The sequence below is a fragment of the Streptomyces kryoterrae genome (genome assembly GCF_054072135.1).
Genome location: NZ_CM133358.1, coordinates 6,918,749 through 6,934,025, shown reverse-complemented (window position 1 = coordinate 6,934,025; position 15,277 = coordinate 6,918,749). Strand labels below are relative to the sequence as shown.

Genomic DNA, 15,277 nt, shown 5'->3' with positions numbered 1-15,277 from the left:
CGAAGACGGCGGCCCGCCCGGAGAAATCCGGACGGGCCGCCGCACTATCGCACTACCGGCTCGGACAACCGGGGAGGGGATCAGCCCTCCGTGCCCGCCGAGACCGACGTCTGCGCCGACTGCTCGGCCGCAGCAGCCGTCTTCTTCGCCGTGACCTTCTTGGCGGCCGTCGTCGTCTTCTTGGCAGCCGTCTTCTTCACCGCCGCGGTCTTCTTCGCGACGGTCTTCTTGGCCGTGGTCGCCTTCTTCGCGGCGGTCTTGCGCGCCGTCCTCTTCGCGGGAACCGCGTCCTCGGCCTCAGCCGCTTCGGCAGGCGCCGAAGGCTCGGCGGACACCGGGACGACCACGACGGCCGCCTCCTCGGACGAGGTGGACACGGTGGCCTTGCGCACGGCACGTCGCCGCGGCCGGGCCGGAGCCGCACTGTCGGTCGATGCCGGGGCTTCGACCGGAGCCGGAGCCACGGCCGGCTCCACAACCGGCTCGGCGACGACCGTCACCACGGTCTCGGCCACAGCCTCGTCCGCCGCGTTCGGCGAACCGGCCGGAGCCGACACCTTGCGGGTGGCCCGCCGACGCGTACGCCCCTTGGGAGCCGCGTCGTCCTGCACCGCGGCCGGAGCCTCGACGACCGGCGCCTCGGCAACGGGCGCCTCGACGACCGGATCCTCGACAGCCACGGGCTCGGCGTGAGCGACGGGCTCCGGCGCCGAGACCGGAGTCAGGTCCGCGACCACCGAGGCCTCCGCGACGACGGACTCGGCCGTACGGGCGTCGGCGCCACGTCCGTGAGCCCCACGGGACTCGGCCCTGGGCGCACCGGCCGGAGCCGAGGCCCGCCTGCTCGCGCGCCGCCTCGAACGGCCACCGCGGCCGGCCGCTGCCTCCGCCTCGGCGGCACTGTTGTACAGCTCGTCGTCCGGCTCGAAGAAGGGCTCCGGCGCCGCGACCTCGGCGGCGACCTCGGCCTCGGTCTCCTCGAAGGCCTCGGCCTCGTCCTCGTCCTCGGGCCCGTCCACGATCACATCGTGCTCGTGGGTGTGCTCGCTCTCGGCACCGCCACGGCCGCGCTTCTTGCGCTTGCCGCCGCCTCCGCTGGAGGTCGGCTGCTCCATGTGCACGATGACACCGCGGCCGTTGCAGTGGACGCAGGTCTCGGAGAAGGACTCCAGGAGGCCCTGTCCGACCCGCTTACGGGTCATCTGGACCAGGCCCAGCGAGGTGACCTCCGCCACCTGGTGCTTCGTACGGTCACGGCCCAGGCACTCCAGGAGGCGCCGCAGCACGAGATCCCGGTTCGACTCCAGGACCATGTCGATGAAGTCGATGACGACGATGCCGCCCAGGTCGCGCAGCCGCAGCTGGCGCACGATCTCCTCGGCCGCCTCCAGGTTGTTCCTGGTGACCGTCTCCTCCAGGTTGCCGCCCTGGCCGGTGAACTTGCCGGTGTTGACGTCGACGACGATCATCGCCTCGGTCTTGTCGATCACCAGCGAACCGCCGCTGGGCAGCCACACCTTGCGGTCGAGCGCCTTGGCGAGCTGCTCGTCGATGCGGTACGTCGCGAAGACGTCGACCTCGGAGGTCCACCTCGACAGCCGGTCGACCAGGTCCGGGGCCACATGGGACACGTACCCCTGGATGGTCTGCCAGGCCTCGTCACCGCTGACGATGACCTTGGTGAAGTCCTCGTTGAAGATGTCGCGCACGACGCGGACGGTCATGTCCGGCTCGCCGTACAGCAGAGTCGGCGCGTTGCCGCTCTTCGACTTCTTCTGGATGTCCTCCCACTGGGCCTGGAGGCGCTCGACGTCGCGGCGCAGCTCGTCCTCGCTCGCGCCCTCGGCGGCGGTGCGCACGATGACGCCCGCGTCCTCGGGGACGATCTTCTTGAGGATGGTCTTCAGGCGCGCGCGCTCGGTGTCGGGCAGCTTGCGGCTGATGCCGGTCATCGACCCCTCGGGGACGTAGACCAGGTAGCGGCCGGGAAGCGAGACCTGGCTCGTCAGACGCGCGCCCTTGTGGCCGATCGGGTCCTTCGTGACCTGCACGAGAACCGGCTGTCCGGACTTCAGCGCGCTCTCGATGCGCCGCGGCCCGTGGGCCATCCCGAGCGCCTCGAAGTTGACCTCACCGGCGTACAGGACGGCGTTGCGCCCCTTGCCGATGTCGATGAACGCGGCCTCCATGGAGGGCAGCACGTTCTGCACCTTGCCCAGGTACACGTTGCCGACGTACGAGGTCGACTGCTCCTTGTTGACGTAGTGCTCGACGAGCACGTTGTCCTCGAGGACACCGATCTGGGTGCGGTCGCCGTACTGGCGTACGACCATCACGCGTTCGACGGCCTCACGGCGGGCCAGGAACTCGGCCTCGGTGATGATCGGAACGCGTCGGCGCCCCTGCTCACGGCCTTCCCGGCGGCGCTGCTTCTTGGCCTCGAGGCGCGTCGAGCCCTTGATGGACTGCACCTCGTCGCTCGGGTGCTCGTCCCTCTTGGGGCGCGGCTCACGGACCTTGACGATCGTGCGCTCGGGGTCGCCGTCGGCGAGCACGGGCTCGGGGTCGCCGGACGAGTCACCGGCGCGACGCCGACGGCGGCGCCGGCGACGGCTGCTGGCGGAACCTGACCCGCCCGGCTCGTCGCGCTCGTCCTCCTCGGCGTCCTCGTCCACCTGGTCGGCGGTGTCCGCGGCGTCCTCGTCGGCCCGCTCGGCGTGGTCGCCGGGGTAGTCGTCGTCCACGGAGTCGCTGTCGGAGTCGGCGGACTCGCCCCGGCGCCTACGGCGGCCACCGCGGCGGCGGCGCCGACGCGAACCGGGGCCCTCCTCCTCGCCGTCGTCGTCGGTGTCGGCGTCGCCGGTGGACTCGGCGGACTCGTAGGCGTCGTCGACGCCCTCCGTCTCCTCCGGCTCCTCGACCACGACGGGCGCGGCGGCCACGGGCTCATCGTCGCCACCCCGGCGACGGCGCCGACGGCGCGGCGCCTGCTCCTCGACGACGGTCTCGGCGACCGGAGCGGCCTCGACGGCCTCTTCCCGCACTTCTTCCTCGACGTCCTCGGCCAATTCGGCGGCAGCCGCCGCGGCGGCCCGCTCGGCCGTCTGGAACATCGGCTCGGTGAAGACGGGCGCCTGGAACACGGCGACCGCGGGACGCGCGGGACGCCGCCCACCCTCGCTCTCGCCGTTCTTGACGGCGGGCGCGGGCGCGGAGAATCCGACAGCGGCCGTACGGGCGACCCGACGACGCCCGCGACGCGGCGCGGTGTCCTCGGCCTCAGCGGTCTCGGGCTCGGCTGCCACCTCGGCCTTGGCGACCTCCGCGACAACGACGGGGGCCGGCGCCTCCGGGGTCGTGGCCTCGGTCTCGGTCTCGGCGGCGGGCGTGGAGACCCGGCGCGTGGCCCGGCGACGGGCACGTGGAGCAGGCGCGGCCTCCTCCACGACGGCGGGGGCCTCGACGGCCACGCTCTCCTCGTCGCTCTTGTCGCCCTGCTCGCCGCTCTCCTCGGCAGTCGGGGCGGATACGGCGGGCGCGGCGGCCTCTACTGGCGCACCGGCGGGCGCGGACGCGCGCCGGGTGGCCCGACGACGCGTACGAGGAGCGGGCGCGGCCTCTTCCTCGGCGTTCTCGGCGGGCTGACCGGTCTCTGCGGCCTTTTCGGCCTCAGCAGTCCTGTCGGCCTCTGCGGCCGGTATGGCCGGCGCTGTGGTCTCGGCCACAGCGGCGGCTTCGGTCCCGGCGACAGGCGGTCCCGCGGGGCGGGACGCCGCACGGCGCCGGCGGCGCGGCGGCAGGGTGTCGCTGGGGGTGTCGTGTGCGGAACCCTCAGTGGGCTCCGAAGCGGTTTCGGTCGGTTCGAGCATGCGGGCGGTTCTCCCGTCAGGCTCCCGGGCGCCGCGCACCTGGTCCGGCTTGGGTGCCGGTGACGTCCGCGGCTCGCGCAGTGCGCGGTGCCGCCGTCCGGGGCGCGGGCGCCGCACGGGAGCTCTCTGTGTCCTGTCTCGCCGGTTCCGTAAGCCATGTTGCGTACGGCCTGGCGAAAGTCTTGTGGGTCGGTACGCTGCCCGACCCAGGTGGCTCCCGAGTCCGAGGGCGGCGCTACGACGTGCGTCCCTTCGCGGGACCTTCCTTACGCCGGCGCCTGCGACGCGGCGGCAGTCGGAATGGCCTTGGAGAGGGCCACCGCTGCCTCGCGGTCGGGCGCGAGCGGGTCGGTCACCGTGCCGGTCTCTGCATCGAACAGCCCCTGCGCCAGCCTGGTCACCCCTGCGGGGACCGGCGGCGCGAGGTCGGCCACGGCGCGAAGACCGGACAGAACGTCGTCGGGTCGAACAGCAGGCGTCACGTGCCGAACAACCAGCCGCAGTATCGCACAAGGCTGGTCGGTAGGCCTATCACCCTGTGGACTGTGCGTCTCGACACGTGTCCCAACGCCTGCTTCAAACGCCTCGAGGCCCTCGACAGGACCTCGGGCATCGAAGGTTCTCATGCCGTTCTTGGCGAGGCGCTGGACCTCGACGGTCTCGGCGGCGTTGAAGATGTCGACGGCGCGGCGCGCGTCATCGAGCGCCACACCCTCCAGTCGCAGCTCCCATACGGAAGCCGTGAGCCGGTCGGCGAGCCCGGAGGTCCGGGCCTCGACCGCGTCGACGATGTCGAGCCCGGTGGGCAGCGACTCGTCGAGCAGCTCACGCAGCTTGTCGGGATCGCGCGCTTCGGTGAGCGCGATCTCCAGGTACTCCGCCTCACTGCCCGTGCCGGTGGCTGCGGCATTGGCGTACGACACCTTCGGATGCGGCGTGAACCCCGCCGAGTAGGCCATCGGCACCTCGGCACGGCGCAGCGCACGCTCGAAAGCGCGCTGGAAGTCACGGTGGCTGGTGAACCGAAGGCGGCCACGCTTGGTGTAGCGCAGTCGGATGCGCTGCACCGCGGGTGCGGGCGGCGGGCCTTCGGGCTGTCGCTTGCCCAGTGTCGTTCAGTCCTTCGTGAGTGCGGTCGTACTGCTACCTAGAGTACGTCCGTCGGCGCTTCCTGGTTCCCGACGGGGGGCCGGGACCGCCTGCGGACGCTCCTCGCGCGACTCCCCGAAGAGCATCCGGCGGAAGTCGGCCCGCGCCTGCCGTGCCGAGTCGCGCGCCGCGGCCAGCGCCTGCCGGGTGATTCGGCCCACACTGCGCGCGGCCTCGGCGGCGGGCCGCAGAACGGCGTCCCGCACGACATGCCCGACCGGCGTCAGCACAGCCCGGTACGCCCAGCGCACGGGCTCCACGAAGGTCCACCGAAGGAGGGTCCCCAGGAACCGTCCGACGACGAGGGAGATGTGCCCGGCGATGCGCCAGGCGTGCCCGAGCGCGGTACCGGCCTCGCGCCCGATCACGGCGAGGACGCGTCCCACGGGCACCAGGACCCAGCGCCACAGCGCGAGCACGGGCAGGACGAGGAGCAGGCGCAGCGTCCAGTGGAGAACGAACCCGATCCCGGTGATCCCCATGGCCACAAGCCACGCGACCCCCTGGACACACCAGGCGACCGCCTTCCCGACCGGCGTGAGGACCCACTCGTACAGCCACCGCGCCGGCACGACGACCAGGTACCGCACGAGCCAGACGGCTACGCCGTACACACCGAGCCCGACGGCGGCGATCGCGGCCCCGAGCCCCCTGAGCACCCACAGCACCCCGTGGCCCACAGGCGTGAGCACGCGCGCGTAGAGCCACCCCAGCCCGGCACCGATCCCCCGGAACACCCACAGCACCCCGTGCCCCACAGGCGTGAGCACGCGCGCGTAGAGCCACCCCAGCCCAGCGCCGATCCCCCGGAACACCCAGACGATCCCCTGGCCGAGGGGCGTCAGCACCTGCCGGAAGAGCCACACCAGCGGTACGACCACGAGCACTTTTCCGAGCCGGCCGAGCGCCTTGCCCAAGGGCACGACGACGTACCGCCACAGCCCGACGAACGGCCAGACGAGGACGGCCCGCGCGACCCAGGCCAGCGCCCGCCCGAGGGGCCGGAGCACCGTGTCCGTCAGGAGACGCCCGCCGACGACGAGCCCGTCCCACACCATGCGCACCGGCACGACCAGTACAAGCACCACGATTCGCACGGGGATGCGAATCGCAACGACGAGACACCCTTCGGGCTGCCGCTCGGGCTGCCGTGCCTCGGCGGCCGGTTTCTCCAGATCCATACCGACATAGACGCGCCGGCCCCCTGTACGGATGCGGTGTACCCGAAAAGTGATCAGGACGAGGGACATCGGCCGTAAACATACGACTTCGGCCCCTGCCAGAATCCGTGGATGCCGTATCCACCGAACGGGCTCAACGGACTGGCCGAGTACTGCCCTTCGACCCTCGACGAGCACAACTGCCCGTCCGTCTCGGTCGCCGTCGCCGAACACGGCGAAGTGGTCCTGGCCGAGGCGTAAGGCCTCGCGGACGTCACCTCCGCCCGTCCCGCCACCCCCGAAACGGCCTACGCCCTGGCCTCGATCACCAAGCCCATGACGGCAACGGCGATCTGCGTCGCGGCCGACGAGGGCCTGCTGGACCTGGACGCCCCCGTGCCTGTACCCGTACCGGGCGACCACGGGTGGCCGGCCCCGACCGTCCGCCAACTCCTCCAGCACCGGGGCGGTTTCGGCGCCCACTACGACTTCCACTACGGCAGCCCCGGGGACGGCGACCGGATCGACGCGAGCCCGTACGCGACACTCCACCGCCCACCGGGCACCGCCTTCGCGTACGCCAACCTCGACTACCGGACCCTGGGCCACCTGCTGGAAGCGGTGACGGGCCAGGGGCTCGCAGACTTCGTCACGGTGGTCTGCTCCCGCCCGTGACGCCGCCGAGCAAGGCGTGGGCGGTGCGGTAGCGGCTCTTCAGACGCAGGCGTGAGGCCGGCTCGTAGCACGCTTCGAGGTGTCCGGGCCGGGCGTCCCAGGCACGGGAGAACGCGTTCGTCGCGCCGGGCCGGTCGTCGGCCCGCTCCGCCTTGACGGGGCAGGTCTCCAGCAGCGGTCTCGCACGGGCGTAGCCCATCCGAATGTATCGATTAGTCCTATGCGTTGATAAATAACCGCCTTTCCGATCATATTGCGGCTCCACGCATCGCACTCAGGTAAAGCTCCCGAGGCAAACCAAGGCAAGTCGACGCAAGGAGCACACAGATGAGTCCTGAGTACAGGACGCGTTCGCTTCTCGGGCCGCTGGCGCGGGACGGATTCAAGAAGGCCGGAATGATGGCCTCGCTCGCACTGGTTCTGGCCGCGAGCGTGGTCAGCCCGACGGCGGCCGCTGCGCGCAGCGTGGGCGACCATGCCGCCGGAGCGAACCACTACAGCGGCGGCAAGGACAAGTGCAAGAAGCAGGTGTCGAAGCACCGCGTCGCCGCCTCGACCCCCCAGGGTGGCCAGGACAAGTGCCAGGGCCCGACGGGTCCGACCGGCCCGGCGGGTCCGACCGGCGCAACGGGCCCCACCGGCCCCCAGGGCGACACCGGCCCGACCGGCCCGACCGGCGCGACGGGAGCGACGGGAGCGACGGGAGCGACGGGACCCTGCTCCGACATCGACGCCGCACAGGACTCCAACAACTTCGAACTCAGGGTCGCGCTGACCGGCGGATTGACGTACGCGGGCATCCATGACCTCCGTGGCAGTACGCCCCGCCCGTTCCTGTGGACCGACCTCAGCACCCACGCCAACTATCCCGACGGCGGTCTGGACACCGAAGGAAACAACGTCGGCTTCGTCTGCGGAGCCGCCGTCAACGCGCACAGCGCCAATGCCGGGAACCCCATCAAGTTCGACGTCATGACCACCACCGGGCAGGTCTGGGAGACCACCTGCGTCGCGGTCACCAGCACCAACCCGGCCACTCTGGACTGCAACGACGCCAGTGGCCTCCCCATCCCCTGGGCCAAGGTGACACTCCAGCCGCTCGCGAACGCCGTCAACGGCGGCTCGTGACGGACACACCGCCCCCGGTTCTCACCCCCTGAGCCGGCCTGGGCCGAGACACACAGAAAAGAGGGCCGGAGGTCTGACCGACCTCCGGCCCCGCCCCCCGCTGCACCCTCACCGGGCTGCCGCGACCCCTCAGTGACTGTGCGCCGCGCTCCCCGCCGACTGCTTCACGGTCAGCGGCAGCAGCTTCTTGCCAGTGGGTCCGATTTGAATGGAAGTGTCCATCTGCGGACACACCCCACAGTCGAAGCACGGCGTCCACCGGCAGTCCTCGACCTCTGTCTCGTCGAGGGAGTCCTGCCAGTCCTCCCACAGCCAGTCCTTGTCGAGGCCCGAGTCGAGGTGGTCCCACGGCAGGACCTCCTCGTACGTGCGTTCACGCGTCGTGTACCAGGCGACGTCGACCCCGAAGTCGGGCAGCGTCTTCTCCGCGCAGGCCATCCAGCGGTCGTACGAGAAGTACTCACGCCAGCCGTCGAACCGGCCGCCGTCCTCGTACACCGCGCGGATCACCGCGCCGATCCGCCGGTCGCCGCGTGACAGCAGGCCCTCGACGATGCCGGGCTTGCCGTCGTGGTAGCGGAAGCCGATCGAGCGGCCGTACTTCTTGTCGCCGCGGATCTTGTCCCGGAGCTTCGTCAGGCGGGCGTCCGTCTCCTCGGCGGAGAGCTGCGGGGCCCACTGGAACGGGGTGTGCGGCTTGGGCACGAAGCCGCCGATCGAGACCGTGCAGCGGATGTCGTTCTGGCCGGAGGCCCTGCGGCCCTCGGCGATGACGTTCATCGCCATGTCGGCGATCTGGAGGACGTCCTCGTCGGTCTCCGTCGGCAGACCGCACATGAAGTACAGCTTCACCTGGCGCCAGCCGTTGCCGTACGCCGTGGAGACGGTCCGGATGAGGTCCTCCTCGGACACCATCTTGTTGATGACCCTGCGCATGCGCTCGCTGCCGCCCTCGGGCGCGAACGTCAGACCTGACCTGCGGCCGTTCCTGGTCAGCTCGTTGGCGAGGTCCACGTTGAAGGCGTCCACGCGGGTCGACGGGAGGGACAGCCCGACCTTGTCCTCCGTGTAGCGGTCCGCGAGCCCCTTCGCGATGTCGCCGATCTCCGAGTGGTCCGCCGAGGAGAGGGAGAGGAGGCCCACCTCCTCGAAGCCCGTCGCCTTCAGACCCTTCTCCACCATCTCGCCGATGCCCGTGATCGACCGCTCCCGCACCGGACGCGTGATCATGCCGGCCTGGCAGAAACGGCAGCCGCGCGTGCAGCCGCGGAAGATCTCGACCGACATGCGCTCGTGGACCGTCTCCGCGAGCGGGACCAGGGGCTGCTTGGGATAGGGCCACTCGTCGAGGTCCATCACCGTGTGCTTGCTGACCCGCCACGGGACACCCGACCTGTTGGGTACGACGCGGGCGATCCGGCCGTCCGCCAGGTACTCCACGTCGTAGAACGCCGGGATGTAGACGCTGCCCGTCTTCGCGAGGCGGAGCAGGACCTCCTCGCGCCCGCCCGGGCGGCCCTCCGCCTTCCAGGCTCGGATGATCTCCGTCATGTCGAGGACGGCCTGCTCGCCGTCGCCGATGATCGCCGCGTCGATGAAGTCCGCGATCGGCTCGGGGTTGAAGGCCGCGTGGCCGCCGGCCAGCACGATCGGGTCGTCGAGGCCGCGGTCCTTGGACTCCAGCGGGATGCCCGCCAGGTCAAGCGCCGTCAGCATGTTCGTGTAGCCCAGCTCGGTGGAGAAGGACAGCCCGAACACGTCGAAGCCCTTCACGGGCCGGTGACCGTCGACGGTGAACTGCGGGACGCCGTGCTCCCGCATCAGCGCCTCCAGGTCGGGCCAGACGCTGTACGTACGCTCGGCGAGGACGCCCTCGCGCTCGTTCAGCACCTCGTAGAGGATCATGACGCCCTGGTTGGGCAGCCCGACCTCGTACGCGTCCGGGTACATGAGCGCCCAGCGGACGTCGCAGCTGTCCCAGGGCTTGACCGTGGAGTTCAGCTCACCGCCGACGTACTGGATCGGCTTCTGCACGTGCGGGAGCAGAGCTTCGAGCTGCGGGAAAACCGACTCGACAGGCATCGCGGCGTTACCTTCGTGAGCTGACGGGGGATGACCACCAAGCGTAACCCGCCCGGAGGACTCCCCCGCCCGCCAGAAAACCGGCACTGAGCCAGCGCTAAACCTCCACCGACCCCTTGATCGTCCGCCACGCCTCCGGCAGCGTCTCCTCCACCCTCCCGGCCCGCCGCTCCTCGCGCCCGTACAGCAGCCCGTACGTGAAGGTGTCCTCCCCCGCCGCGTGCGCCACGGCGGACAGCTCGCCGAGCGTGGTGCGGACCATGACGCTGTCCTGGTGGTCGCCGAGCAGGCTCTGCAGGGACTTCATCGACTTGGTGAGCGCCTTGGCCGGGCCGCCGAGGGCGGGGGCCGCCGTCTCGGCCGCGTACCGGGTGCGCTTGGCCTTCTTGCGGGCCTCGTGCAGGCCGAGGTCGCGGTCGGTGCCGGGCGGCTGCTCCATGGCCTCCTCGACCAGCGCGGACACCTTCGCGAAGTCCTTGCGTACGGCCTCGGCGAGCACCTTTTCCGGTTTCTTCGCCGCCGCCTTGAGCAGCGGCGGATCGGCGACCAGGGCGTCCAGGGTGTCGAGGAACGTCAGATAGCGCGGGGAGTCCAGCACGCCGAGCAGTCGGCGGCGCGATCCTCCGTGCCCGGCCTCGGACCAGGTGCCCAGCCGCTCACGGACGGGACCGTGGACGAGGGCGGGGAGCAGTCCATCGAGGGCCTCGCTCAGTTGTTCGGCAAGCACCTCATGGTCGCGTCCCAGGCCCAGCTCACCGGCGAGCCACTTCAGCTCGTCGCCGATCGGGTCGGTGACCTTCCGGTCGAGGACCGTGCGGAAGGACTTGAAGGTGCTGCGCAGGCGGCGCGTGGCGACCCGCATGTCGTGCACGGACTCCTCGGCGTCCTGGCGCACGGCCGGGTCGAGGTCGAGGACGGCGTCCCGCTGGGCGCGGACGTAGGCCAGGACGTGGTCGCCGGCGGTGACGGGCTCGGCGGGTTCGCCCTTCGGCCGCGGGTGTCCGCCCTTGGTCTCCGCCAGCGCGCGGGCCAGCTTCGACGTGGACTTCGACGGCCGTACGCCCGCCTTGCGCAGGCGTTTCTCCACCTTGTCCAGGATGGCCGGATTCCCGCCGTCGGCGAGCTCGACCTCGATCTCGGTCCACTCGGCGGAGCCCTTGCCGCCGAACAGCCGTTCCGCCCGTACGGTGTCCACGCCGACCTCGGCGAGCTGGCGGCCGTCGGCGTCGACGAGGTCGCGCAGGTCACGCGTGGAGCGCAGCCGCACCACGGGCACGAGCTGGCCCTCGCGGATCCGGGCGCGCACCAGGCTCACCAGTTCGTCGGGGACGGTGTCGGAGAGCGGTACCTGGATCTCGTCCCTGACCCCTGGGGCGACCGGGAGTTTCAGGTGCCAGCCGGCGTCATGGCCGCCGGTGCGGCGGCGCAGGGTGATCGACGCCGCGGCCAGTCGCAGGTCCGAGGTGTCGTAGTAGGTCGCGTCCAGTTCGGCGGTGCCCTTGTCGATGACGTCCGCCACGACGGCGACGCCTGTCAGGTCGGGCAGCCCACTGTCGTCGGATTCGTACTTCCGCTCGATTTCCCGCTTTGTGTCCGCCATGAATCGAATCTAGTCACGATTGCGCTTCAATGGCAGCACTCAAAGGGGGTTTATTGGCCATCCGGGACACCTTCACCGTTTCCCCGGACTACACCCACCGGCCACCCCCGGTCAGGCGGACATCGGCCGCTGCACCCTGATCGACTGCAACAGCCCCACGGCCACCCACACGGCGAACATCGACGACCCTCCGTACGACACGAAGGGCAGTGGCAGACCGGCGACCGGCATGATCCCCAGGGTCATCCCGATGTTCTCGAACGCCTGGAAGGCGAACCACGCGATGATCCCGGCGGCGACGATCGTGCCGTACAGCTCGGTCGTCTCGCGGGCGATGCGGCAGGCGCGCCACAGGACCACACCCAGGAGCACGATGATCAGGCCCGCGCCGACGAAGCCCAGCTCCTCCCCCGCGACCGTGAACACGAAGTCGGTCTGCTGCTCGGGGACGAACTGGCCGGTGGTCTGGGAGCCGTGGAAGAGGCCGGTGCCCGTGAGGCCGCCGGAACCGATCGCGATCCGCGCCTGGTTGGTGTTGTAGCCGACGCCGGACGGATCGAGTTCGGGGTTGGCGAAGGCGGCGAAGCGGTTGATCTGGTACTCGTCCAGGACGCCGAGCTGCCAGATCAGGACCGCCCCGAGGGCACCCGTGCCGAGCAGGCCGAAGACCCAGCGGTTGGAGGCGCCGGAGGCGAGCAGCACACCGAGCACGATGATGACCATGACCATGACCGACCCGAGGTCGGGCATCAGCATGACGACCATCATCGGTACGGCGGCCAGGCCCAGCGCCTGGAGGACCGTGCGGTGGTCGGGGTAGAGCTTGTCGCCCGCGTCGACCCGCGCGGCCAGGAGCATCGCCATGCCCAGGATGATCGTGATCTTCACGAACTCCGAGGGCTGGAGCGAGAAGCCGCCGCCGAACACGATCCACGCGTGGGCGCCGTTGACGGTCGCGCCCAGCGGGGTCAGCACCATGAGGATCAGGAGGACCGAGAGGCCGTACAGGACCGGCACCGCGTTGCGCAGGTTGCGGTGGCCGAGCCAGACCGTGCCGATCATCAGACAGAACCCGATGCCGGTGTTCATGAGGTGCCGGAGCAGGAAGTAGTACTGGTCGCCCTGGTTGATCTCGGTGCGGTTGCGGGTCGCCGAGTAGACCAGGATCGCGCCCATGAAGGACAGCGCGAGCACGGACAGCAGTATCGGCCAGTCCAGCCTGCGGGCCAGCGAGTCACGGGCCAGCAGACGGGACATGGACGAGCGTTCGGGGCCGTAGCCGGAGACGGAGAAGGTGTTCGCGCCGGTCATGACATCGTCCTTTGCGTACGCCGCCTGCTCTTGCTCCTGCTCCTGCGACGGGCCCGGTTGGTGCCCGTCCGTTCGGACGCGACCGTGGCCGGCGGGAGCTGTCCGCCCGCGAGGGCGAGCGCCTCCTCGGTGGCCTCCTCCTCCGGGACGTACGGCTTGATCTTCGGGGCGTCGATGGAGCCGTCCGACTCGATCTTCGGCAGGCTCTTCTGCGGGGTGGGCAGCAGCGCCTTCCGGCTGTCGATCGTGCCGTCCTTGGAGACGCCGTACAGGGCCTCGTATATCTTGCGTACGGCCGGCCCGGAGGCTCCGGAACCCGTACCACCCTGGGAGATCGTCATGACGATCGTGTAGTCCTTGGTGTACGTCGCGAACCACGAGGTGGTCTGCTTGCCGTAGACCTCGGCCGTACCCGTCTTGGCGTGCATCTGGATCTTGTCCTGCGGCCAGCCGATGAACCGCCAGGCCGCCGAACCGCGGGTGACGACTCCTTCCAGGGCACCGTTTATGTCCTTCAGGGTCGCCTTGCTGATCGGCAGCTTGCCGTGCGACTTGGGCGCGATGGCCTGCACGGACTTGCCGTCGGCGCTGACGATCGCCTTGCCGACGGTCGGGTCGTACAGGGTGCCGCCGTTGGAGATCGCCGAGTAGATCGTCGCCATCTGTATCGGCGTGACGAGGATGTCGCCCTGACCGATCGAGTAGTTGACGGAGTCACCGGCGCGCATCAGGTTGCCTTCGAGGCAGTTCTCGTACGCGATCTGCTGGGCGTACGTGCCGCCCTTCTTGCCGTACTTGCACCAGGAGGCCTTGTTGGCCTTCCAGTAGTCCTGCTTCCACTTGCGGTCCGGGACGCGGCCCTCGACCTCGTTCGGCAGGTCGATGCCGGTCACGGCGCCGAGGCCGAACTGGTGGGCGGTCCTGTAGAACCAGTTGCCGGCGTTCTTCTTCGGCTTCAGGCCGCCGTCCTTCACCCACTCGTCGTGGGCGATGCGGTAGAAGACGGTGTCGCAGGAGACCTCGATGGCACGGCCGAGGCTGATCGGGCCGTACCCCTTGGACTCGTAGTTCTTGAAGACCTGGCCGCCGATCGAGTACGAGCTGGAGCAGTCGTAGTTCCCGTCGAAGGGGTAGCCGGCGTCGACGGCGGCCGAGGTGGAGATCACCTTGAAGATCGAGCCGGGGGCCGCCTGGCCCTGGATCGCCCGGTTGAGCAGCGGGTAGTTGGAGTTCTTGCCGGTCAGCTTGGCGTAGTCCTTGGCGGAGATGCCGCCGACCCAGGCGTTCGGGTCGTACGTCGGGTTGGACGCCATGGCGACGACCCGGCCCGTCTTGGCCTCCATGACGACGACAGCGCCCGCGTCGGCCTTGTAGTTCTCGCTGGTGTTGTCGTCGTACTCCTTGCGGGCTTCCTTCATCGCGTTGTTCAGCTCGTACTCGGCGACCCGCTGGACGCGGGCGTCGATGCTGGTGACGAGGTTGGAGCCGGACTGGGCGGGGTCCGCCTCGGCGGTGCCGATGACGCGGCCGAGGTTGTCGACCTCGTAGCGGGTGACGCCGGCCTTGCCTCGCAGCTCTTTGTCGTACTCCCGTTCGAGACCGGACCGGCCGACCTGGTCGGAGCGGAGGTACGGCGAGTCGGTGTCCCGCGCCTTGGTGATCTCCTCGTCGGTGACCGGGGAGAGGTAGCCGAGGACCTGGGCGGTGTTGGACCCGCCGGGGCCCGCGTAGCGGCGCACGGCCTCGGGCTCGGCGGTGATGCCGGGGAAGTCCTCGGAGCGCTCGCGGATCTGGAGTGCCTGGCGGGCGGTGGCCTCGTCGGTGATGGGGATCGGCTGGTACGGCGAGCCGTTCCAGCAGGGCTGCGGCGTCTTGGCGTCGCACAGCCGGACCTTGTCCTTGACCTCCTGGGCCTTCATGCCCAGGACCCCGGCGAGCTTGGTGAGGACGGCGTCACCGTCGTCCTTCATCTTCAGCAGTTCGGTGCGGGAGGCGGAGACGACGAGACGCGTCTCGTTGTCCGCGATCGCCACCCCGCGCGCGTCGAGGATCGACCCGCGTACGGCGGGCTGCACGACCTGCTGCACATGGTTGCCGGACGCCTCCTTGGCGTAGGCGTCCCCCTCGCGGATCTGGAGGTACCACAGGCGGCCCCCGAGGGTGCCGAGGAGGGAGAGGACGAGGATCTGGATGACGACGAGGCGGATCTGGACGCGTGGCGTCCGGCCGGTCTCGGGAATGTTGGTCACTGGTGCTGCCTCCGCCTCTCAGTACGCGTGCGGGACACGGACGTATGAGGCATA

At 70.2% G+C, this 15,277-nt stretch carries 11 protein-coding genes; 3 read left to right on the top strand and 8 right to left on the bottom strand.

All coding sequences use genetic code 11. The annotated features are described in order from the left end of the window. Window positions 1–80: 80 nt before the first annotated feature. The 3 genes from ACW4TU_RS30860 to ACW4TU_RS30850 all read right to left on the bottom strand — a co-directional run bounded on the left by ACW4TU_RS30860 (window position 81) and on the right by ACW4TU_RS30850 (window position 6,199). Window positions 81–3,869: an Rne/Rng family ribonuclease gene (locus ACW4TU_RS30860; protein ID WP_457418413.1), complete on the bottom strand. Its 3,789-nt coding sequence runs from the start codon at window positions 3,867–3,869 to the stop codon at window positions 81–83. A 266-nt stretch (window positions 3,870–4,135) separates the two neighbouring features. After that, the gene (locus ACW4TU_RS30855; protein WP_457418411.1) at window positions 4,136–4,936 is read right to left on the bottom strand and encodes a TIGR03936 family radical SAM-associated protein; all 801 of its coding nucleotides are present in this window, start codon (window positions 4,934–4,936) and stop codon (window positions 4,136–4,138) included. A gap of 48 nt (window positions 4,937–4,984) precedes the next feature. Further along, entirely contained in the window at window positions 4,985–6,199 is a 1,215-nt protein-coding gene (locus ACW4TU_RS30850) for a hypothetical protein (protein ID WP_457430406.1), read from the bottom strand. Window positions 6,200–6,310: 111 nt separating this feature from the next. Between ACW4TU_RS30850 and ACW4TU_RS30845 the strand changes: the two genes are divergently transcribed. Both ACW4TU_RS30845 and ACW4TU_RS30840 read left to right on the top strand, forming a co-directional pair. Continuing rightward, entirely contained in the window at window positions 6,311–6,439 is a 129-nt protein-coding gene (locus ACW4TU_RS30845) for a hypothetical protein (RefSeq protein ID WP_457418409.1), read from the top strand. A gap of 54 nt (window positions 6,440–6,493) precedes the next feature. Further along, a complete protein-coding gene (locus tag ACW4TU_RS30840) occupies window positions 6,494–6,853 on the top strand; it encodes a serine hydrolase domain-containing protein (protein ID WP_457430404.1) in 360 nt (119 codons plus the stop codon). Here ACW4TU_RS30840 and ACW4TU_RS30835 read toward each other — a convergent pair. Then, complete coding sequence (locus tag ACW4TU_RS30835) at window positions 6,828–7,052, bottom strand: hypothetical protein (protein WP_457418407.1); 225 nt, start codon at window positions 7,050–7,052, stop codon at window positions 6,828–6,830. The two genes, ACW4TU_RS30840 and ACW4TU_RS30835, sit on opposite strands and share 26 nt — an antisense overlap. A gap of 128 nt (window positions 7,053–7,180) precedes the next feature. Between ACW4TU_RS30835 and ACW4TU_RS30830 the strand changes: the two genes are divergently transcribed. Further along, a complete protein-coding gene (locus ACW4TU_RS30830) occupies window positions 7,181–7,981 on the top strand; it encodes a hypothetical protein (protein WP_457418405.1) in 801 nt (266 codons plus the stop codon). 129 nt (window positions 7,982–8,110) lie between these two features. On the opposite strand, the gene ACW4TU_RS30825 is transcribed toward ACW4TU_RS30830, so the two are convergent. The 4 genes from ACW4TU_RS30825 to mrdA all read right to left on the bottom strand — a co-directional run bounded on the left by ACW4TU_RS30825 (window position 8,111) and on the right by mrdA (window position 15,223). Beyond that, on the bottom strand, window positions 8,111–10,063 hold the full coding sequence (locus ACW4TU_RS30825) for a TIGR03960 family B12-binding radical SAM protein (protein ID WP_457418404.1): 1,953 nt from the start codon (window positions 10,061–10,063) through the stop codon (window positions 8,111–8,113). Between the two features lie 97 nt (window positions 10,064–10,160). Beyond that, window positions 10,161–11,663 (bottom strand): CYTH and CHAD domain-containing protein, encoded by a 1,503-nt coding sequence (locus tag ACW4TU_RS30820; RefSeq protein ID WP_457418402.1) that lies wholly within the window; start codon window positions 11,661–11,663, stop codon window positions 10,161–10,163. Between the two features lie 111 nt (window positions 11,664–11,774). Beyond that, window positions 11,775–12,974 carry a rod shape-determining protein RodA gene (rodA, locus tag ACW4TU_RS30815; RefSeq protein WP_457418400.1) on the bottom strand — a complete coding sequence of 400 codons (1,200 nt, stop codon included), beginning with the start codon at window positions 12,972–12,974 and terminating at the stop codon, window positions 11,775–11,777. Next, a complete protein-coding gene (gene mrdA / locus ACW4TU_RS30810) occupies window positions 12,971–15,223 on the bottom strand; it encodes a penicillin-binding protein 2 (RefSeq protein WP_457418398.1) in 2,253 nt (750 codons plus the stop codon). Before mrdA ends, rodA begins: the two co-directional genes overlap by 4 nt. Window positions 15,224–15,277 lie beyond the last annotated feature (54 nt).